The sequence below is a fragment of the Alkalimonas collagenimarina genome (assembly GCF_030717845.1).
GTDB classification, from domain to species: Bacteria; Pseudomonadota; Gammaproteobacteria; order Enterobacterales; family Alteromonadaceae; genus Alkalimonas; species Alkalimonas collagenimarina.
The window spans coordinates 214,857-236,052 of the sequence record NZ_JAUZVZ010000001.1; the positions used below are offsets into that span (position 1 = coordinate 214,857).

The 21,196-nt window shown below is 50.1% G+C and carries 18 protein-coding genes; 6 read left to right on the top strand and 12 right to left on the bottom strand.

The genetic code is table 11. From position 1 onward, the window contains the following. Nucleotide 1: 1 nt before the first annotated feature. Both Q3O60_RS01005 and Q3O60_RS01010 read right to left on the bottom strand, forming a co-directional pair. Nucleotides 2–859 (bottom strand): EamA family transporter, encoded by an 858-nt coding sequence (locus tag Q3O60_RS01005; protein ID WP_305892037.1) that lies wholly within the window; start codon nt 857–859, stop codon nt 2–4. Between the two features lie 99 nt (nt 860–958). Then, entirely contained in the window at nt 959–2,113 is a 1,155-nt protein-coding gene (locus tag Q3O60_RS01010) for a diguanylate cyclase (protein WP_305892038.1), read from the bottom strand. 249 nt (nt 2,114–2,362) lie between these two features. Here Q3O60_RS01010 and Q3O60_RS01015 point away from each other — a divergent pair, with 249 nt between their 5' ends. From Q3O60_RS01015 to Q3O60_RS01025, 3 genes are all read left to right on the top strand, one after another. Beyond that, nucleotides 2,363–3,343 carry an aldo/keto reductase gene (locus Q3O60_RS01015; protein ID WP_305892039.1) on the top strand — a complete coding sequence of 327 codons (981 nt, stop codon included), beginning with the start codon at nt 2,363–2,365 and terminating at the stop codon, nt 3,341–3,343. Beyond that, nucleotides 3,340–4,056 (top strand): MFS transporter permease, encoded by a 717-nt coding sequence (locus Q3O60_RS01020; RefSeq protein WP_305892040.1) that lies wholly within the window; start codon nt 3,340–3,342, stop codon nt 4,054–4,056. Before Q3O60_RS01015 ends, Q3O60_RS01020 begins: the two co-directional genes overlap by 4 nt. Nucleotides 4,057–4,183: 127 nt before the next feature. After that, nucleotides 4,184–4,597, top strand: coding sequence for a lysozyme inhibitor LprI family protein (locus Q3O60_RS01025; protein ID WP_305892041.1), 414 nt, complete (start codon nt 4,184–4,186; stop codon nt 4,595–4,597). A gap of 142 nt (nt 4,598–4,739) precedes the next feature. On the opposite strand, the gene Q3O60_RS01030 is transcribed toward Q3O60_RS01025, so the two are convergent. From Q3O60_RS01030 to Q3O60_RS01040, 3 genes are all read right to left on the bottom strand, one after another. Further along, a complete protein-coding gene (locus Q3O60_RS01030) occupies nt 4,740–5,234 on the bottom strand; it encodes a fasciclin domain-containing protein (protein WP_305892042.1) in 495 nt (164 codons plus the stop codon). Between the two features lie 160 nt (nt 5,235–5,394). Further along, nucleotides 5,395–5,613 carry a hypothetical protein gene (locus Q3O60_RS01035; protein WP_305892043.1) on the bottom strand — a complete coding sequence of 73 codons (219 nt, stop codon included), beginning with the start codon at nt 5,611–5,613 and terminating at the stop codon, nt 5,395–5,397. Between the two features lie 77 nt (nt 5,614–5,690). Beyond that, nucleotides 5,691–6,587 (bottom strand): dienelactone hydrolase family protein, encoded by an 897-nt coding sequence (locus Q3O60_RS01040; RefSeq protein ID WP_305892044.1) that lies wholly within the window; start codon nt 6,585–6,587, stop codon nt 5,691–5,693. Between the two features lie 172 nt (nt 6,588–6,759). On the opposite strand from Q3O60_RS01040, the gene hxpB reads away from it, so the two are divergent. Then, entirely contained in the window at nt 6,760–7,407 is a 648-nt protein-coding gene (gene hxpB, locus Q3O60_RS01045) for a hexitol phosphatase HxpB (protein ID WP_305892045.1), read from the top strand. Between the two features lie 38 nt (nt 7,408–7,445). On the opposite strand, the gene Q3O60_RS01050 is transcribed toward hxpB, so the two are convergent. Next, nucleotides 7,446–8,735: an NAD(P)/FAD-dependent oxidoreductase gene (locus Q3O60_RS01050; RefSeq protein ID WP_305892046.1), complete on the bottom strand. Its 1,290-nt coding sequence runs from the start codon at nt 8,733–8,735 to the stop codon at nt 7,446–7,448. 183 nt (nt 8,736–8,918) lie between these two features. After that, on the bottom strand, nt 8,919–10,394 hold the full coding sequence (gene glpK, locus Q3O60_RS01055; RefSeq protein WP_305892047.1) for a glycerol kinase GlpK: 1,476 nt from the start codon (nt 10,392–10,394) through the stop codon (nt 8,919–8,921). Between the two features lie 286 nt (nt 10,395–10,680). Here glpK and Q3O60_RS01060 point away from each other — a divergent pair, with 286 nt between their 5' ends. Next, complete coding sequence (locus Q3O60_RS01060; RefSeq protein ID WP_305892048.1) at nt 10,681–12,990, top strand: bifunctional diguanylate cyclase/phosphodiesterase; 2,310 nt, start codon at nt 10,681–10,683, stop codon at nt 12,988–12,990. Between the two features lie 140 nt (nt 12,991–13,130). Further along, nucleotides 13,131–14,243 carry a dienelactone hydrolase family protein gene (locus Q3O60_RS01065; RefSeq protein ID WP_305892049.1) on the top strand — a complete coding sequence of 371 codons (1,113 nt, stop codon included), beginning with the start codon at nt 13,131–13,133 and terminating at the stop codon, nt 14,241–14,243. On the opposite strand, the gene Q3O60_RS01070 is transcribed toward Q3O60_RS01065, so the two are convergent. The 5 genes from Q3O60_RS01070 to gloA2 all read right to left on the bottom strand — a co-directional run bounded on the left by Q3O60_RS01070 (nt 14,240) and on the right by gloA2 (nt 21,126). Next, nucleotides 14,240–17,977: an SbcC/MukB-like Walker B domain-containing protein gene (locus Q3O60_RS01070; protein WP_305892050.1), complete on the bottom strand. Its 3,738-nt coding sequence runs from the start codon at nt 17,975–17,977 to the stop codon at nt 14,240–14,242. The two genes, Q3O60_RS01065 and Q3O60_RS01070, sit on opposite strands and share 4 nt — an antisense overlap. Further along, complete coding sequence (gene sbcD, locus Q3O60_RS01075) at nt 17,974–19,221, bottom strand: exonuclease subunit SbcD (protein ID WP_305892051.1); 1,248 nt, start codon at nt 19,219–19,221, stop codon at nt 17,974–17,976. Before sbcD ends, Q3O60_RS01070 begins: the two co-directional genes overlap by 4 nt. A 99-nt stretch (nt 19,222–19,320) precedes the next feature. Then, entirely contained in the window at nt 19,321–20,256 is a 936-nt protein-coding gene (locus Q3O60_RS01080; protein ID WP_305892052.1) for an HAAS signaling domain-containing protein, read from the bottom strand. Between the two features lie 2 nt (nt 20,257–20,258). Next, nucleotides 20,259–20,588, bottom strand: coding sequence for a PadR family transcriptional regulator (locus Q3O60_RS01085; protein WP_305892053.1), 330 nt, complete (start codon nt 20,586–20,588; stop codon nt 20,259–20,261). A 154-nt stretch (nt 20,589–20,742) separates the two neighbouring features. Then, nucleotides 20,743–21,126 carry an SMU1112c/YaeR family gloxylase I-like metalloprotein gene (gloA2, locus tag Q3O60_RS01090; protein ID WP_305892054.1) on the bottom strand — a complete coding sequence of 128 codons (384 nt, stop codon included), beginning with the start codon at nt 21,124–21,126 and terminating at the stop codon, nt 20,743–20,745. Nucleotides 21,127–21,196 lie beyond the last annotated feature (70 nt).

Genomic DNA, 21,196 nt, shown 5'->3' on the forward strand with positions numbered 1-21,196 from the left:
ACTAATGCTTCTGCTGGTGGCGGCTGACCAGCCATAGCGCGACAAGCATTAGGCCCGCGCCGAGAGCCAGACGAAGGACATCGGTATCCCGATTCCAAATCAACAGATTAACCAGTAAGCCCGCAGGGATCAGTGCATTGTTCATAATGGCCAGCTGGCCACTATTGACCTTGGTCGCTCCCCGGTTCCATAAGTAATAGCCAAGGCCAGATGCCACTACCCCTAGCCACAGCAAGATGCTCCACTGCAGGCTTGTCGTGGGGTACTGAGGTTGCCCCAACAGCAACCAGGCGGGTAGAGCGATCAGTAGCGCACCCAAGTAAAACCAGCCAAACAGAGTATGATGGGCGGGTGGGGTTGCAACTGGCCAGTGAGCCAATCGGTATTTGTACAAGACCTGACCACTGGCAAAGCAGAGGTTGGCCCCTTGCACCACCAAAAAACCGAACCAGAAATCATCATTCAGGCTGTTCCAGCGCATAATGGCAGCACCTGCAATGGCGAGTAGCGCACTGAGTAAATAACGCCCATGGAAACGACCTTCCAGCAGATCATGCAACAAGGTAATGTAGACGGGAGTGAAAATGGTGAAGATCAGCACTTCGGGTACGCTGAGCAGTAAAAATGACTGGTAATAAAACAAGTACATTAAACCGAGTTGAATGGCGCCAATACCCATCAGCTGTATTGCCAGTGTTGGGGCGATTTTTTGGCGGAGCAAAAAGGGTAGAAACACCAATGCTGCCAATGCTACCCGGCTCAGTACAGCAAAATAGCTATCAACCTGACCAGCCAGATAGACACCAATCAGTGAAAATGAAAAAGCCCATAACAGGGTAATCGCCCAAAGAAACGCCATAAAACAAGCTCTCGTGCAGTCATCTGCAGTCAGTAAATATGCGGCAGTAGCATGCATGAAACTCCAGCGTCGATCCAGTGCTGTTTACATACGATTGGTTCAGGCACTGTGCAGTTTGCCTAGCGTTACAGTATTTCGACCAGCCTGTTTGCTGGCATACAATGCCTCGTCCGCTTGTTTAAAGGCTGTCACATGATCATGATATGAGGGGATCACATGTACCATCCCAATGCTGATAGTGAGTTCAACTTGTGCGTCTTCAATGCTCTTTAACTGCTTAGCCACTTGCTGACATAAGCGCTGACTCACCTGTAACGCAGTGTGCTCATCAATATCAATTAACAGAGCAGCAAATTCCTCCCCGCCAATTCTGCCAATAATATCATTGCTGCGTAATTGCTTAGATAACAGCTTTGCTACGGAGGCAATGGCCCGATCACCTACTGCATGGCCAAAGGTATCATTCACCTTTTTAAAAAAATCTATATCGATCATCATAAATACAGCTGGAGTATATGGGTGTTGCTGCCAGTAGTATTCAAGCTGATTGAAAAAATGTTCGCGGTTGGCCAGACGGGTTAAGCCATCTCGTTGTGACTTCAGGGTAAGTTTACGTTCCAGTTTTAAAAAACTTAACCATGGCAGCAGTAAGGCGGTTAGAGTTGTGAGCAGAATATGACTTAGCAGCGTGTAAATCGACGATTCCGGCAAACCATGAATATTCAACTGCTGCCAATGAAAGAGAACCAGCGCAGCCTGCACAAACATCAGCAATGCATGCAGCACAAATATGGCTTGCAGGGTTCTGGTAAATATGGGTTCGGTGATAATCGATTTCTTTAATAAAAAGGCACACAAACAAAATGTCAGCCCGATGGCCAGTGCGGCCATGATACTGAGTAGCCCTGGCTGCGGATAGCTGAGCAAAAAAATCGTGATTGCAATGGCAAGAGCCACAAAAGCCAGCTGACGTCGGCGTTTGGTATAGCGAAAACGTGAGAATTGAACCAGCCCTGCCAGCACATAGACCGGTGCTAGCAGCAATAAGCAGTCTGCGATAAAAAAGCTGAAAAATTCAGGGATAGGGTAAGGGCGCATTGCCACCAGAGCCGAGCCCAACACAAAAAAGCCGCAGGAGTACGACCACAGTTTAAAGCACCTGTCTTTAGGCTTGCGCCGGTAAAGCAGATACAGGTAAATGCCCACAATAAGGTTAATAGCCAGCGCAAGCAGAGTAACAGTGGGTAAATGCATGTATTCCTCAATGTAGTGACTGGCAGTTGGCAATGGCTAACTCCGACTCCAATTGCCTAAGCTACCGTAAAATACTGTTTAAAGGTACTACTTTAACCGCCAGCCGCTGACTGCATAGGCTAGCTTCAAGCTTAAATAATGGCTGGTTTGTCAACGCGGTGTATGGGCTGGTATGCTTGGTGTTTCGGATGGGTCCTGCAGAGCAACACGACCAGCAGGCTGCCCCCATGATCTGAAGGAGCGTGAACTATGAACAATCGCTTCACTCGCAGACAGAGCCTCAAGCTGCTTGGCGCCAGTGTGGCCGCTAGCTTACTGCCTTCTTTACCATTGTTTGGCCAGTCCATGGCTGCTTTGTCAGCAGGCGAACACTCACAGAATACAAGCAGCGATGGGCTGTATCAAAAACGCTATGGCAAAAGTGACAAAACCCTGCCTGTCATCGGGATGGGCACCTGGCGTACCTTCAATGTTGGCCGCGATCCGCAGCTGCTTAACGCCAGAATGGAAGTGGTCCGGGCATTTTTTCAGCTCGGCGGCGGCTTGATTGACTCCTCCCCAATGTATGGTTCTGCACCCGATGTGATGGGGTACGCCTTGCAACAGCTGGGTATTCCGAGCCGTCTGTTCTCAGCCGAAAAAGTCTGGAGCCCGGCTGGTGGCTCGACACGCGAGCAGGTAGACGACTTGCAATCACGTTGGAAAGTACCGCAATTCGATTTGGTGCAAGTACACAATCTAACCGATTGGCGGGAGCATCTGGCTGAACTGCGGGACATGAAAGCGGAAGGTAAGATTGGCTATATTGGTATCACCACCTCACATGGCCGCCGCCACAGAGAGATAGAACAGATCATGGCTGCCGGAGATATCGACTTTGTTCAGCTGACTTACAACATCACCCAACGCCGTGCGGAAAGCCGGCTGCTTCCTCTGGCAGAAGAGCAGGGCATTGCTGTCATCGCCAACCGACCCTACAACGGCGGTAGTTTGATTAAGGCGTTAAAACGCCGTGGTGAAACGTTGCCCGAGTGGGCTCAAGCTGAGTGCGGCTGCACAACGTGGGCGGACTTTCTGCTAAAGTACATTGTCAGTCATCCCGGCATAACCTGTGTTATTCCGGCCACGACTCAGCTGGAGCATTTGCAGGAGAATATGCGCGCCGGCCATCATCCCATGCCTTCGGCCAGCAACCGACAGCGCATGGTACGCTACATTGAGTCGCTATGAACGGCGGGGCCAGCTATCAGTTACAAGACTTTATTCCTTTTACGATTGAAATCTATGTTCGACTGCTTGAGCGCTTAAATGAAACCCTTTGGCCACTACACCTGATCACTTTGACTTTGGGTATGGCAGTGGTGTGGCTGGCACTCACCAATCGTACTCGCTTGGCTTGTCTGTTTATTGCTCCCATTTGGACCTTTGTTGCCGTGGCATTTTTTATGCAGCACTATGCCGAGTTGAATTGGGCGGGTGGCTATATAGGCTATGTATTTTTTGCTCAGGCGATGTTGCTGCTTGTCATTTCACTTAGCGGTAAAGGTATTCATACGATGCCACAGCAAAAGCCAGCTGTTTTTTTAGGGGGGGTGGATAAGGTCGCGGTTTTGATCGGTATAGCCATCGCCCTCGCTGGCCTCATTGCTCTACCGTTACTGGCGCCACTCACTACTGGTGCCTCATGGCAGCAAGCCGAAGTCTTTGGTATTCATGCTGACCCTACTGCCATCACTACACTGGGGTTGTTGCTGATCATGCTTCGCGGCTGGGTGTTGTGGCTCAGCATGATCATCCCGGCCTGCTGGCTGCTTATCTCGGCCCTGACTTTGTGGGCACTGGATGCATCGGGGGCCATTGCCCTGATCGCTATACAAGCAACAGGGTTGATCGGCCTGATGGCCGCATCGGCACCGAAACGCAAGTACTTCATAAAGTCTTAAGCTAAAGGCATATCAAATGTTTTAAGAGGGACTTCCAACGTGTGGTACTTTGTTGTTGCTCAAGGTCATGATGCCAACTAAAAAGGCGTGATAGCTTGTGTGGGGACTGTGTGCTTCGAGGTGAATTATGAAAAAGTATATTACATTAGCTCTAGCGATCTCGTCATTTACCGCTATGGCAACCGATAAAACTCTCGACTGCGATAATGCTCTAAGCACGCTTGAGATTAACCAGTGTGCGTTGATCGAACTGGAGTTAGCGCAAACTGAACTAACCCAGTATTTGGAAGCAAGCCTTGAGCATAATGCGTTCGATTCCGAGCTCATCGAGTCCATCACAATAGCTCAAAAAGATTGGCAGGTTTATATGCAATCCCACTGTGACTCCGTGTATACGAAATGGCGTGAAGGCACAATTCGAGGCGTCATGGCTGTCGCTTGCAAAACTAAGTTAACAAAACAGAGAACCCACGAGGTTTGGTCGAACTTCTTAACTTATATGGATAGTACGCCACCAGTCTTGTCAGAACCAAGCAAGTGATCCATTAAGTTCGCACCTGTCAAACGCTTTAAGAAAAACTTCCAATACGGTTATAGAGCTTGGATCTTCAAAAAAACGGCCCTAAAAGGGCCGAAAGTGTCATTGGAGAGTGCATAAAAGACTAGCGTTTTAACGCTACTCCTTAATAACTACTGCTTGGCATTACTACGGTATCGATGACGTGGATCACGCCATTGCTGGTTTCAATGTCGGTGGCTACTACTTCAGCGCCATTGACAAAGACTTTACCGTATTTAACTTCGATTGCCAGATCTTGACCTTGAACCGTTGTTGCCGAAGTCAGGTTGACCACATCGGAAGCCATGACTTTGCCGGCGACAACATGGTAGGTAAGTACATTGGTAAGTGCAGCTTTGTCAGCCACCAATGCATTTAAGTCTGCAGCTGGGATTTTGGCAAAGGCATCATCGTTAGGAGCAAACACAGTAAAAGGACCTTCACCTTTTAATGTATCGACCAGATCTGCAGCCTGTACTGCGGTCACCAAGGTGGTGAAACTACCCGCAGCAACAGCTGTGTCTACGATATCAGCTTTTGATTTGTGGTTGTGTGCTTGGGCAGTAAACGCCAACGAGCCAGCTAACAGAGCACCGGTAATAGCATAAGACAGTTTCATAAATCTTCCTCTTCGTTGTAAGTTGGATGTAACAGTCCGTGTAAGAAACGTAATGACACGAAAGAAAGATCAGATTTATATTTTTGCTGTAGCATGAAACCAAAGCGTCGTGCCGCGAGTACGCATAGGAGCTAAAAGACGATCACCGGATGCACACAGTTTAAGTGGTTTCGGTGCCGCCATGTTTAGCTGCCATGTCATCCAGCTCGGCACAGGTGTAATCGAAGCCGGTGCCATCAAATTGATAACGGACCTTCACCGCCAGACCACCATCGAGCAGACTGGTTTTCACATCAGCCACTGGCCAATGCTTGAGTTCGCTGGCAAATCGATTGGCGATTTGGGCAGTGGTAAAGCGGTAACGTATTTCGTGGTTCATCGTCTCTGCACAAAAATAAAATTCAAGTACTGCATCTTGGGGCGGATACTCAACTAGTCAAGGGATGCATACATAAATTACGGCTGATGTGACGCAAGTTTTTCATGAAAAAATGCCAGCGTCCTTTGCCAGGCCAGTTCTGCATTGGCTTTGTCGTACCGTTGGGTTGAGTCATTGTGAAAGCCATGTTGCGTGCCTTCATACATATGCATCTGATAGACAACCCCATGTGCGGTAAGGGCTTTTTCGTAGTCAGGCCAGGTCGCATTCACCCGGCTGTCGTGCTCGGCTAAATGGATCATCAACGGAGCCTTGATCTGGTGTCGAAGGCTTTCATGCGCCGGAGTTCCGTAAAATGGGACGCCTGCAGCCAATAAGTCTGGTTCAACTGCAGCAAGGTAGTTAACCATGTACCCCCCGAAGCAAAAGCCTACGGCGCCGAGTTGGCCACTACTAAGCGGATGTTTTTTTAAAAAATGAGCGGCGGCAACAAAGTCATGCTGTATTTTGTCACGATCCAACGAGCTTTGCATGGCGCGTCCCTCATCATCATTGCCGGGGTAGCCACCCAATGAGTGCAGGGCGTCGGGAGCAAAAGCAACATAACCAGCTTTGGCTAACCGCCTTGCTACATCTTTGATGTAGGGATTAAGTCCACGGTTTTCATGCACCACCAACACGACCGGCAGTAACTCTTCTGCTGTCGCAGGCTGCACAAAGTAACCCCGGCCGGTACCATGGCCTTCTGGTGAGGCAAAGCTCAGGTAGCTGGCTCTGATCGCAGGATCGTTAAATGATACTTGCTCTGCAAATGCATAATTGGGCAACAACGCAGAGGTCAGAAAAGTCATGGAGTAGCCCAGCGCAGCCAAGCCGCCAAGCTTTTTCATAAAAGTGCGGCGATCCATTTTACCATGGGCATAATCGTCATACCAATCAAAGGCTTCTTGCGGAATGGAGATCAGTTTGTTCATGTGTATACCTTGTGTGTCAGACCACTGCCATGTCAATATGGACAGCACTGTATAGAATGAAAAGTTCTGCTTGTGTACGTTGCTATTGATGGATCTGTTCACTAATAGCGTTGATTATCAGCATAGTGCATAGTGGTTCATGAAGCAGCATGAAAATTAATGAGGAGAGTCCGTGGTGAAAGCGGTTATTTTCGATATGGATGGGGTGTTGATCGATTCAGAACCGTTCTGGCAACAGGCAGAATTAAGTGTGTTTAGCCAGCTTGGCGTGAAGTTAACCGCGGAGCAAACCAAGCAAACTGCAGGTATGACGACCCAAGCCGTTGCTGATTTCTGGTATCAACATTCGCCTTGGCAGGGGCAAAGTCTGGCAGAGACTGAGGAAGCGGTTATTCAGCAGGTGGGGCAGGCTATTGTGACGCAAGGTTTAGCAAAAAAAGGTGTGCATACGCTATTGCAGCAGCTACGGCAGCGCCAAATACCGACGGCACTGGCAACCAACTCGTCGCAATTTTTAATGGACACCACCTTGCAAACGTTGGCGATCCATCATTACTTTGATGCCCATTGCTGCGTCGAAATGGTGAGCAAAGGCAAGCCCGCCCCGGATATCTACTTGCTGGCAGCAGGTAAGTTGGGGATAGCACCAGCCGATTGTCTGGTATTTGAAGATTCCTATACTGGCATCAGTGCGGCCAAAGCTGCTGGCATGACGGTGGTGGCAATTCCGGCAGCGGATGAATGGCATCATGAAAAATTTGCCATTGCTGATGCCAAAATTCGTTGCCTGAGTGAGTTTCAACTGACCCGTTGGTGTTAAGCCTTCAGCGCCAATAGACACATTGGCGCTGTCTTAGGCTAATGCAGTTTTAGTTTCGGTCGGACCGCCCGGTTCATTTTTTCTACCAACACCAGCAGCATGCCTTTCCACCAACCATGAATGGCTATCTGATGCATGCGGTATAGCGAAATATAGACAAAGCGCGCCAGTTTGCCTTCAATGAACATGCTATTGCCGGTCAAGTTGCCCATCAGGCTACCAACCGTGCTGTAGCGACTTAAATTGACCAGTGAACCATGATCTTTGTAGACAAAGGGTTTAAGTGGCTTTTGACGGCGTTGTCGTAAGATATTATCAGCGACCAGACTAGCCATTTGGTGGGCTGACTGCGCGCGTGGCGGTACCCAGCTTCCATCTTGCTGCTGAAAGCCACAACAATCGCCCAGTACATAAATATCGTCAAAGCCTTTGGCCTTGAGCTCTGGCGTCACCAGAATTTGCTGTAGCCGGTTGAGTTCGAAGATTGCCAGCTTAGCAATGAAGTTTGGGACTTTCACCCCGGCTGCCCATACCATCATCCCGGCAATGATCTGCTGATCATCGGCGGTAATAAAGCCTTGTGCATTGGCTGCACTTACTTTGGTGTTTTCGCGTACTTCTACACCCAGTAAGCTCAGCTCTTTTCGAACGGCATCGGCTATACGGCTGGGGAGTGCTGGCAGAATGCTGGGGCCAGCTTCCAGCAAGTGAATTTTTAACTTCTTTGCATTCATGGCAGATAAACCGTAGCGCTTGGCTAGGGCAGCTACATGGTACAGCTCTGCTGCCAGCTCTACACCGGTGGCTCCGCCGCCAACAATGGCGATATTCAGCGCCCGATCATCGTCTTGTTGATTGATGCGAACAAAGTTATTCATCAAAGCACGGTGGAAGCGCAGAGCTTGTGGTGCTGAATCAAGAAAGTAGCAGTGCTTGCTCACGCCAGGCGTGCCGAAATCGTTGCTGACACTGCCAATAGCCAGTACCAGAGTGTCGTAGTGAAGTGTGCGCTCTGGCACCAACAAATCGCCTTCATCGGTATAAATTGCTGCTAGTGTAAGATTTTTTTCAGCGGTATTGAGGCCGATAAATTCACCATGCTGGAACTGATAGCCATGCCGGGCCGCATGAGCACTGTAGATCACTCCGTCGGTATCGGTATCTAATGAGCCGCTGGCTACCTCATGCAGCAAAGGTTTCCATATATGGCTGGTGTTTTTATCCACCAAAGTAATTCGAGCTTTACTGGCTTTGCCTAGTTTTTTACCCAGCCTGGTAGCTAGTTCAAGTCCTCCGGCGCCACCCCCAACGATCAATATGTTTTGCATGTTGATACTCCAGTTTTTTTGAATCCATGATTCCTCCCGGGGGCTGCCTTTTTTATTGGGATTGGTGGCTGCATCAGATGCCTTATGATAAATCTTTTACGGCCGCAACACTATATATTTACAGTTATTTTGGATGTTGTGGCTCAGCTATATCCTCTGAGCCGGTGTTAGGTTGCTGTGGTGCTATGCCAGTAGTTTATTTATGGTCTGACACCAGTTCTGATAGCAGATAGCTTGTTGGTGTGGGCTCAATTCTGGGGTGAATTGAGTGGGCTTTTGCCGGAGTGTGTTGATAGCACTTAATTGCGGGTACCAGCCCAATTGATAAGCAGCCAGAAAGGCGGTACCAAAGGCGGTGGCATCCGGTTGCTTGCTGCTGAGGACCTTTGTTTGTGTCAGATCGGCTAATGCTTGCAGGAACCATTGATTGGTCGTCATGCCACCATCGACACGGATATCCGAGAGTTCGATGCCATCCTTCCTCATTGCTTGCAGCAAATCCTGCGTTTGATAGGCGACACTTCGAAGGGCCGCCGCGCAGATCTCCTCCCGGCCACTGTTGCGGGTCAGGCCGAACAGGGCGGCTTGTGCTTTTGGTTGCCAATGCGGAGCGCCAAGGCCTGTAAAAGCGGGGATTAACAACTCGCTTTGTTGGTAACTCACCTTTTTCGCCAATGTTTCGGTGTCACTCGCCTGGCGGATGATACCCAGTTTGTCACGAAGCCATTGCACGGTGGCGCCAGCCATAAATATACTGCCTTCCAGCGCGTAAGTGCATTCGCCCTTGATACGCCAGGCCACGGTGCTGAGCAGTTGGTGTTGGCTATTAAGCACTTGTTTGCCGGTATTGACTACGGCAAAACAGCCGGTGCCATAGGTGCTTTTCAGCATACCAGGCTCGATACAAGCCTGACCAAGCAGGGCTGCTTGTTGATCGCCTAAGATGCTTAGAATAGGAATGGGGTGGCCAAATAGGTCTGGCATTGTGATACCAAGTTCGGCTGCACTGTCGCAGACCTGAGGTAGTAAGGCCGCGGGGATGTTAAATAGAGACAGTAGTTCGGGATCCCATTGCTGCTGATGAATATTAAACAGCAGAGTACGGCTGGCATTGCTGGCTTCGGTAGCGTGTACCTTGCCAGCGGTTAGTCGCCACAATAAAAAACAATCGATGGTGCCAAAACACAGCTCACCAGCCCCGGCACGGCGCCGGATGTCGGCTTGCTGATCCAGCATCCATTGCAACTTGGTGGCGGAGAAGTAGGGATCGGCCAGCAACCCCGTTTTCTGCCTTAATATGGCTTCATGCGATTGCTTCAGTTCCACACATTGATCGGCGGTACGCCGGTCTTGCCAGACAATAGCTGGATACAAGGCTTTGCCGGTCGCTTTGTCCCATAACAGGGTGGTTTCGCGCTGATTGGTAAGCGCCAGTGCAGCCACTTGTGTCGCTTTAATTTCGTTTTGCCGCATCAGTTGCTGGATGCAGTTCAATACGCTTTGCCAGATGGCCTCTGGATCCTGTTCAACCCAGCCCGAATGCGGGTAACTCAGCGCTAGTTCTTCGTTATGGCTGGCTATAGGTTGTAACTGCCGATTGTAAAGAATAGCTCTACTGGAGCTGGTGCCTTGATCAACGGCAATAATATAGTCTGGCATGCTACATGACCTTTGGTAACTGTATAAATAACAAGACTCTGTATAGAGTAGCAGTTCCTGCGGAGTTTCTGGCTGTGGTTTTATCGGCTCAATGTGTATTTTGACTAAGTAATATACAAGCTATAAACGGGTTGTTAGCTAATGAAATAAAATCATACAAATAATACGTTGTGATTTTCGAAACAGCTGGGTAAGCTGTTTTAAACGACTGTATGGTTTTTATTGGAATGGAGCCAATTAGGTGTTAGATAAAAGAGTGATCATTACTCATGATGATTGAGGTGTCATGTTGGAGCGACTAAGACGTTTTTGTTTGTTAACAGAGCGAGATTTGAACTCCGACTCAATGAAGACCGTCCGCCTGAGTGTTTTGCGTATTATTATTCTGACAGGCTTGCTGTTGGCAGGTGGTGTTGTACTGCATAGTGCTTTGGAAGCCTATGCCATCGGTGCCCATCATATCATCGCGATCATTTTATCGTTTTACCTGGTGTTGCTTCTCGCGCTTGTGTTTTCGTTTCGCTTTCAAATCATCAGTAGTATTTTGCTAATAACCTGCGTTTTTGGTGCTGGTCTGTGTATTTTGTTATTTGTCCATGATTTTGAGCTCTCTAAACTCGGGCTTTTATTTGTCTATGCAGCCCCCTTAATTAGTCTGATGCTTTTCCCTCTCCGGGTGACCGTGGCAATCATGCTGGTCAATTTTATTCCTTTCGGTTTTCTGTTGCTATGGCAGACGCCCATTAGCTTTCTGAAGCTATCGATTGATTTGCCTGATACTCATCACTATGTGCATATCCTATTGTTTTTATTCTTTAACTTGTGTATTCCACTGTCAATCGTACGCGTATTTTCAACCTTAAAGCGGAATACCCATCAACTACGCTCACTGAATGAGCAAGTGATGCGCAGCAACAAGTTATATGAAGAGGTGTTTGAAAATAGCCACCTTGCGACTCTGTTAACCGACCAGCCAGGCACAATTTTAAAGGCAAATAGCAAAGCGCTCAGGCTGTTGAGGCTGAGTTTGGATCATGATGTTAATTTATCGACCATTTTAACCCCTAAGCACAACAGCGAAAAAAAAGATGATTTTTGGCTTGGGCAAAATATTGAATGCCTGACTACAAATAAAAGCATCATTGTCATAAATCATATTGCTACTACGGAGCAGGGGCATTTCATTTTTCAACTGGAAGATATTTCAGCACTTCGCGATTTAAATCATCGTTTACTGACAAACGAGCAGCAACAGAAAGTGTGGCGCTGTTACGATACGCTGACACATTTGCCCAATCTAAATTTTTTTAGTCGTTTAATTCGTAAACATCTGCAGCAACAGCCGGAGCGAATGCCAGGGATGTTGATCATTGTGCGTATATGCAATATTAAACAATTTAACCAGTCGCATGGTTATAGCGCAGGTGATGGTTTGATATCCGCTTTTGCAAAAAAGGTTAGAGCAGTGCTTCCTGCCAAAGTGATGATTGGGCGGATACGGGGAGTAAAGTTTATATTATGGAGTCCTTTACCCGAGAGAGAGAGCGATGTCAGTGCCTATTCAAAAAGCTTATATCAACAACTACCAACTGCTTTGCCTGTTGAAGGTGAAGATTTGAGTTTAGCCTATGAATTTGGTGCTACGGTGACACCTGCTTCGTCGGATTGTATTGAGAAGTATATTGAACAGTGTGAGTCGGCGTTAGAGTTTGCAGATTATTATACTAATCCCATTGCACTATTTAATCCCAAAGCATTCGCTGAACGAGAGGCTGAGTTGCAATTAGTGGAAGAACTGAAAGCAGCATTGAGCATGCGTGAGCTATGCTTGTGGTTACAACCTAAGGTTAACGCGGCCGGAAAGGTGTACAGTTTTGAAGCTTTACTGCGATGGGAGCGCAAACCCGGTCAGTTTGTGCCTGCCTATCGGGTGGTTCAGCTTGCTGAGCAGTACGGCTTTATTGTGACATTATCCGAGTTTGTACTGAATGATGCCGTGCGACTATTGACTGAGTGGCGTCAGAAAGGGCTGCCCTTCGTATTGTCTATTAATCTTGCCGGGCCTGACATCATTGATGCGTTGTTTTTTGCTGAATTGGTGTCATTAGCCACACACAAACCCTGGTTGGTCGATGTCCTTGAGTTAGAATTAACTGAAACCAGCATCATTACTCAGAGCCAATTGATGTATGAAAAGCTTGGAGTGCTCAGAAAACTCGGGTTTAATCTTGCTATCGATGATTTTGGTACCGGGCAGGCATCACTAAGTTTATTAGCAAAGTTACCCGCTACAACGTTAAAGCTTGATAGAAGCTTTCTGACAGATATACCGACGGATACACTTCAGGTCAAAGTTCTGCAAACAACTATTCAGTTGGCGAAATCATTAAATCTGGAGCTGGTTGTGGAAGGTGTTGAAACGGATCTACAACGTCGCTTTCTAATGCGACTCGGCTGCGAAAAAATGCAAGGTTACTTATTTGCTAAGCCCAATACTCAGGCGTATTGGCATCGCCAGAAGCTCTTCAACATCAACAAATCATCAGAGCAGGTGCAGGAACTCACGCAAGCGCCAGTTAAACCAATGCTGGCATAACATTAAAAAATAAACGACTTTTGAGTTGAAATAAGCTCATATAAGATAGTGTTTCTTTTAAACGATCGAGCATTCTTTTTTCTGATGAACTTACACCAGGCCCCTAATAAACACCTATGGCTCTGGCTACTGAGGCTGAGATGTGTAAACGATTTCTGTTGATCTATCTGTGCTGTGTAGGTTGGCCTTCGCTCATTTTAGCGGAGGATGGCACCACTGATTTTTATCTGGAGCTAAAGCCAACGTCTTATCGCGCGGCTTGGTCGGGCGATGAAAACATTGCCTTATGGAAAACCCAAGCAAGGATCATGCTGCGAAAGGCACTACTCTGGCCGGATCAAGTGGTCGACTTTTCGCCGGAACTACTGGCCAGCGAACCACGTCAGGGCTATCGTGCAGAGCGCTGGGCGCTGCAAGTCACCGCTGAAAGCAGGATCACCGTCCTGCTGCTCCGGCCGGATAGCACTGAACCACAGCCAGCTTTGTTGCTGCTGCATGATCATGGTGCCCGCTTTGATATAGGGAAAGAGAAAATGATCCGGCCTTTGGCGGGTGATCATCGCTTGGCATCAGCCACTGAGTGGGTAGAGCGTTACTTCAGTGGCCACTTTATAGGTGATGAGCTGGCACGGCAGGGGTATCTGGTGCTGGCGGCAGATACCTTTGGCTGGAGTGATCGTGGCCGGGTGGAGTATGAACAACAGCAGGCCTTAGCGGCAAATTTCTTTCTGGCCGGGCGTTCGTTAGCCGGTATGGCGGCTTACGAGGACATGCGGTTAGTTGATTTCCTGAGCGGTCTGGATGGCGTGGATGCGGACCGTATTGGGGTGGTTGGATTTTCCATGGGCGCTTTTCGGGCCTGGCAACTGGCGGCGCTGACTGATCAAGTGAAAGCCACAGTGGCCGTCGCCTGGATGAATCGTTATCAGGATTTACTGTTGCCGGGTAACAACATACTGCGGGGGCAGTCGTCGTTTTATATGCTGCATCCTGGTCTGAATGCTCAGCTGGATATCCCTGATGTCGCTGGTATTGCTGCGCCTAAAGCGATGATGTTGATCAATGGTGCTCAGGACCAACTGATGCCAATAGCCGGGGTACAGGCTGCCTATCAGCGAATGCAGCAGATCTGGCAAGCGCATGACGCGGCTGACCAGCTGCAGACCGGGTTGTGGCCCGGCGCTGGCCACGAGTTTAACGCTGCGCAACAACTGCAAGCCTGGCAATGGCTGGCAACGCAGCTGGATCCCTAGTCTGCTGTTGGGTCAACCCGATAGGCTTTCGCCAGTTGGCTGATACCCAAGCCGCTTTTGCGTGTCACCACCAACTGGGTGGGGATGCGTTCTTTCATCGCTTCAATATGGCTGATCACGCCAATCATTTTGCCGCTGGCATTCAGGTTATCCAGCGCGTCCAGCGCAATATCCAGCGTTTCACTATCCAGGGTGCCGAAGCCCTCATCCAGAAATAACGAATCGATGCTGGTTTTGTGGCTGACCAGATCCGATAGTGCCAGTGCTAACGCCAGACTAACCAGGAAGCTTTCGCCGCCCGACAGCGTTTTGGTATCGCGCACCACATCACCTTGCCAGGTGTCCATTACGCTAAGCTCGAGCCCTTCGCCAGCTTTGCGTTGCAGTTGATAACGGCCATGCAGCCGCTCCAGCTGGCGGTTGGCCAGATGGATTAAATGATCCAGCGTCAGACCCTGGGCAAACTTACGGAATTTAGCGCCATCACGCGAGCCAATCAGCGCATGCAGGTAGCTCAAATCATCCAGTTGGGCCTGTTGCCCGGTTATTTGCGCCAGCAATTGCTGCTGATCACCGCGTAAGCGGGCATCTTGCTGCAGCTGACCGGTGATACTGCCGAGTTGCTGGTTCAGGCTATCCAGTTGTTCATGCAGGGGCTGCAGTTGCTGCTCGGTTTCAGCGACAGAGCTGGCAGCATACTGGCTGGCCTGTGGATCCTGCTGCAGCTGTTGCAACCGCTGTTCGGCTTGCTGCATGGCAAAGTCCGCTTGCTGTTTTTGTTGCTGCAATTGTTCGCGTAGTTGTGTTAATTGTTGCTTGTCTTCAGGTGAGAGCAAGGCATTTATAAAGGCTTGTTCATCGGCAAACACTGACTTGCTTAGTGCCTCGGTAAAGGCCTGTTGCTGCTCTTTCGTGCGCTGCTGCCATTGCTGCACACTTTCCTGCAGGCTCTGAATGCTAGCTTCCAGTTGGTGCAATGCCTGCTGGTGCTGCTGCCGTTGTTGCCCGGCCTGTTGGTGTTTGTGTTCCAGCTGCTCTAATTGTTGCTCACTCTGCTTACGCTCAGTGGCAGGATCTTTGTCGGCAAACAGTTGTTGCCGTTTGTCTGCAAGATGCTTCAGTTCCGCTTCGCTTTCCTTGAGAGTGGTGGAGAGCTTTTCCAGCAATTGTTTGAGTTCCAATTGCTGTTGTTGCAGGTGATCGCAGTCGCTCTGATGGCGTTCCAGTTGTGGCCTGAGGCTGTGCAATTGTTGCTGCTGTTGCTGCCAACGATCGGCATCTTTTTGTTTTTGTGCCAGAAAATCAGCAAAATCGGCTTGCGCAGGCATGGTCTGCTGCTGCGCCTGCACCAGCTGAGTTAACTGCTGCCACTGTGCATCCAGTTGTTGCTGTAACTTGGCACCTTCTGTTTGCTCGGCACTAAGGTTTTGTTGTTGCTGTGCCAGCCGCTCTGCGAGCAGCTGTTGTTGCTGCCGGGCTTGCTGTAGCTGGATGTCCAGTTGCTGGCTCTGTTGCTGCAGTTGCTGCAGTTCATGGCCAAGTGCACGCAGCTGCTGGATGCGGCTGCTAAGTAGCTTAAGCTGATCCTGTTTGCTGGTGAGCAGCTCGTTCAGCGCTGCTTTGTCATTAATTGCTGCGTCGCTGATAGCCTGCGCTGTCTGCCGTGCTGATTGCTCCGCCAGCTGCTGCTGCCAATCGTTTTGCAGCTGTTGTTGTTCAGTGGTCAGCCTTTCAAGGGTCGTTTGCAGTTCTGTCAGATGACGCTCACAGCTATCCAGCTCACTGCGAAGCTGCTTGCCTTGTTCTTCCAGGGTCGCCAGCTCCGAAAGGGCCTGATCGCGTTGCTGAATATGGTTGCCAGCAGACGGTTCGCCTGAACTGTGCTCTTGCTCATGGTCATTTTTATGCAGGGCAGGGTGCTGTTCGCTGCCACAGAGCGGGCAGGGGTTGCCAGGTTCAAGCTCTGCCCGGTACTGCGCCAGCTGTTCATCCTGAGTCACCAGCTTGCTGAGTGCTTCGGTCAGCTGTCGTTGCTGACGATACTGTGCTGCCAGTGTTTTGTGCTGCTGTTGTAACTGCTCGCGCTGGCTGGTGAGCTGTTGCAACTGCTGCTGTTTTTCCTGCTGTTGCGCACTCGTTTGCTGGTATCGCTGTTGCAATTGCTGCAGCGTATGCAGTAACGGCAACTGCTGGTTAATGGCATCACGCTCGCTTTCGTCTTGTTCCAGGCTGCTGCCTTGCTGAGCATTGAGCAGAGCCTGGCGGGCCTGCCCAAGCTGTTGCTCAGTCTGTTGTTGCTTTGTTTCCAGTGCTTTCACCGCGCTGTTTTGTGTTATTTGCTGGGCATTGGTGTCAGCGATGTGTTGCTGATAACTAGCCAGCTGTTGCTGCTTGTCTGCCAGCCGTTGTTGCAATTGCTGATAGCTACGGTGCTGTTCTTGCAAACGGCCCAGCTCGCGACCGAGTGCTTCATCGGCTGTATGCTGCTGCAGGTAGTGCTCGAGTTGCTGCACTGCGGTGGTTTGTTCGGTCAGCAGTTGCTGTTTGTCGTGGTGCTGTTGCTGCAATTGCTGCAGTTTTTGCTGCTGTCTGGTGTGTTCTGATACTTGCTGCTGGTGTTGAACCGTTAATTGCTGCAGGCTGAGATCCAGCGGCAGCACCTGTTCACTTAGTAGTTGTTGCAGTGCTTTGTGCTGGTTTTTCGCCTCTTGTAGCGAGTTATGCAGCTGCTGTACTTCGGCATCGGCCGTTTTTAACGCTGCGGCAAGTTCAGGCTGTTGCTGCTGGCGCTCTTGCAGTTGTTCTTTTGTTTGCTGTTCATGCTGCTGGCTATCCTGCCAGCGCTGGTACAGGCCACGTAGTGCTTCGGCCGGTTCGCTGTCAGCCAGGCGGTTCAGATCTGTTGCCGCCTCTGCCAGTGCTTGTTCTGCGTGCAACAAAGCAGCTTTGGCATCTTGCTGCTGTTGCTGGTTGTGCTGGCTGGCTTTATGCCACTCCAACTGGGTACGAAGTTCTTGTTGCTGCTGGCGCAACGGTTGTTGCTGGCTTTGCAGGCTGTGTTGTTGCTGTTGAAGGTCGGCTTGCTGCTCGTCACTCAGTAGCTGCATGCCATCCGCTTTGGCACGAAGCGCGTGCAACTGCTGCTTCGCTTCGCTGTGCGTATCGTGCACATGCATCGAGATCAAACCATAAATATCGGTGCCGGTCAGCTCTTCCAGCAGTTCGGCGCGATCGCTTTCATTGGCCAGTAAAAAGGCGGCAAACTGCCCTTGCGATAGCATCATCGAGCGGGTGAAGCGGGCAAAATCCAGCCCGGTCAGTTGTTCGATCTGCTCGTTTTTCTGTTTTAGCTGACTGGCCAGCACTTTGCCGTGACTGACTTCGGCCAGTTCAACATCGGCCGGTTGCAGCTTGCCATCAGCCTGGCCGCGGGCACGACGCATGCTCCAGTGCGCCCGGTAGACGGTGCCTTTGACCTCAAACTCCACCTCCGCCAGGCAGTCGGCACTGCCGCGGGTCATGATGTCGTTGCTGTTTTGGGTGATCAGGCCAAGCCGTGGCGTCTGGTGGTACAGCGCCAGACAAATCGCATCCAGAATAGTGGTTTTACCAGCGCCAGTTGGCCCTGTGATGGCAAAAAGACCGTTATCGGCAAAAGGTGGCTGGGTAAAATCTATACGCCATTGACCTTTGAGTGAGTTCAGGTTGGCAAATTGCAGCGACAGGATCTTCATGCTGATGTCTCCCCGACTTCAACGTCTGCCAGCATGTGTTGGAATAGCTGTTCCAGCCGTTCTTTTCTCGCCCTGGCTGTCTCGTCGTCAAAGCTTTCCAGCTCCAGTCGTCTGGCAAATACCTGCGATGGGGTCAGCTCGCTGAGGGTTTCTTTCTGTTGCTGCTCCATGGCCTGGCGTCTTGCGGTGCGGGCCCGGCGCAGTTGCACTACGTCCACCGCTTTATCGGCGCACAAGGCTTGAATGCGTTGCTGCAAGTCAGACAGGTAATCATCCAGCGCTACTTCAATGCTGAGCCAGGTGATGGGGTCAGTTTCAGCCAGGTCGGTGCTATCCGGGTAATCAGCCAGTTGCTGTTCAAGCTGGTTCAGGTTGCCTTTTAACAGCGCCATCGGCTGAAAGCGCGGCACTTCAAGCGGCGTTATGCTATCTAGTGCGCCGTGGTCGAATTGCACCAGCAGTACTTGTTTGGCGCTCCCCAGTTCATCGAAACTGAGTGGAATGGGCGAGCCGCTGTAGCGGATATGTGGCTTTTTCCCCACGATCTGAGGCCGGTGAATATGGCCCAGTGCAATGTAATCAGCCGCGGGAAATGCATCGGCGGCAAAACCATCCAAAGTACCAATATAAATATCCCGCACCGATTCTGACTGGCTGACGCCTAAAGCGCTTAAATGACCGGTGGCAATAATGGGAAGCGGACGATCCAGTTCTTTTCGTTTTGCAACCGCGAGCTGATGCAGCTGTTGATAGTGCTGCTGAATGGCCTCACCCAGCGCCTGGCGTTTAGCCAGGCCACTGTCACCGGCCTGGCTTTGCAACACATCGCGTGGCCGGATAAAAGGCACAGCACACAACAAAGCGCCAGGGCTGCCATCGCGGCATGGCAGGGTCAACAGTTGTTGTTCTGGCTGGTCTGTCACGCTGGCAACGACATAGGTATTCAGGCAGGCCAATAGCTGACGCGACTCATTCAGCACCGATACCGAATCGTGATTGCCACCCAGCACGACTAAGGTCACACCCAGCCGGTTACAGGCCACCACGAACTGGTTGTACAACTCGCGGGCATAGCTGGGCGGCGTGCCGGTATCAAACACATCACCGGCCACCAGTATGGCATCGACCTGCTGTTGCTCAGCTTGTTCCAGCAACCAGTGCAAAAACGCCTGATGCTCAGCTTTGCGGCTTTTGGTAAAAAAACTCTGGCCGAGGTGCCAGTCGGAGGTGTGCAGAATTTTCATGGAGTTGTTCAGTCTGGAGCGATGAGGGCTAGCCTATCATAGTGTTTGTCGAAGCAGTAGCAGGCAACCAGATCGTTGCCTGCTTAAAATGACGGAGGGCTATTTTTTCAGCTGCAGCAAGCGTCGCCCGTCGCGAATCACTTCCCAGCCAGGGAATAAAGCGAGGATGAGCAAACTTATGGTGATGCTGCGATGAAGCTGATCTGCATCCAGCCAGTATAGTCGCTCTGGTACGTCAGTGATCAGTGGGCCTGTAAACGCCAGGAGCAGAATGGCTATCACCATGAATGCATTCAGCAGCAGATTGGCTTTCAGCAGGGCCGGAGTCCAGTTGCGCTGACTCAACTGCCACAGGTTATTGGCAATACCCAACAGCAACACAGGGCTGAAAACTTGCAATATAAAGCGGCTTTGCTCTGTTAAACTGAGGCTGCTTTGCACTTCGCCCCAAGCGGGATACCAAATTAAAATCAGTAAGAACAGGTATGTGGCCAGGTCGGTGAAAATATCGCTTAGTTCGATACGTTGCCATTTTTGGCTTAGTTGCGGTAGCTTGCTGGGATCCCAGTTTGGTAGCTGTTGGCAGCGGTTTTTTTGTTCCTTGCTCATCGACCAAAAGCCTAGCGTGATCCCTGTAAACGCCAACGTCGCATCACCAATAAATCCACTCCCCATGTGCTTTAATAGTAAGAGCAGACCCATCTGATCATGCCCTAGCCAGAGCAGGGTCGACTCCACCACATTGATCAGAAAAATAATGCCCAACACCATAAAGAGGGTAAAGCGAAATAATGGTATTAGCTCGGCCCGGATCAAGGGTTGTGGCGGATGAAACTGATAGGCCATCTGTTTGGGGGGGCCTAACTCGTGCAACACGTGCAACACGTGCTCTTCATCGGATTGCTCTGGCGTTTGTTCGCGTAGTGCATCCAGCTGATCAAGAATGTTGGCTTTTAATTCTCGCGTGACATCCTGCTGCTTGTCAGCAGGCAACTCTTGCTGTACCGCAGCTAAGTATCGTTCAAGTAAGTCCATGGCTAATGCTCCAGTAATGGCCCTAAGGCCTTGTTCAGTTGTTGCCATTCCTTGGTCAGTTGTGCCAATAAATCAGCACCCAATTCAGAGAGTTGGTAATAGCGTCGCTCACGGCCTTCGCCCTGACGCCATTCGCTGTCCAGCAATCCCTGATCGGCTAGCCGCCGGATCAGTGGGTACAGGGTGCCTTCATCGATATCAATGCCAGCATCTTGCAATTGCTTACGCAGGGAGTAGCCGTAGTGCGGTTCTTTCAGCGAACTCAGCACCGCCAGCACCAGCACACCGCGCCGAAGTTCCAGTCGCATTTTATCCAGTTGCGCTGTGGTCATTGTTTGCTCCAGGTTACTGTGTGCCATATACTGTATGCGGCACAGTAATTATATACTAGGTGACACACAGTAACCTTGTCAAGGCTCAAAGTGATTGTTTTTTGTACCGAACACAAAAAAGCCGGCGCAGGGCCGGCTGGAAGCTTGGATAAAATTACGCTTGGTAGAGCTCCAGTGGCAGGCCGTCAGGATCTTTGAAAAATGTGAACGCTTTATTAGTGTAGGGATCGATGCGGATAGGTTCTACCACAATATGATGCTGCTGCAGGTAGTCACTGACGGCTTGCACATCATCCACCAAAAAAGCCAGATGGCGTAAGCCCTGCGCTTCAGGCTGATTGGGGCGCGGTGGTGGTGAGGGAAATGAAAACAACTCAAGTTGTCCACCATCTGGCAGTTGTAAATCCAGTTTCCAGGAATCCCGCTCTGTGCGGTAGTTTTCTGCCAGTATGGGGAGCCGCAGAAGCTGATGATAAAAGGTTTTAGAGCGCTGGTAATCGGAACAAATAATGGCAACGTGGTGAATGGCTTTAAGCATGTAAATCTCATCAACTCGGATGGCGCAGAATAAAATAAACTGTATAACAATTATTCACAGTTTTCACGGT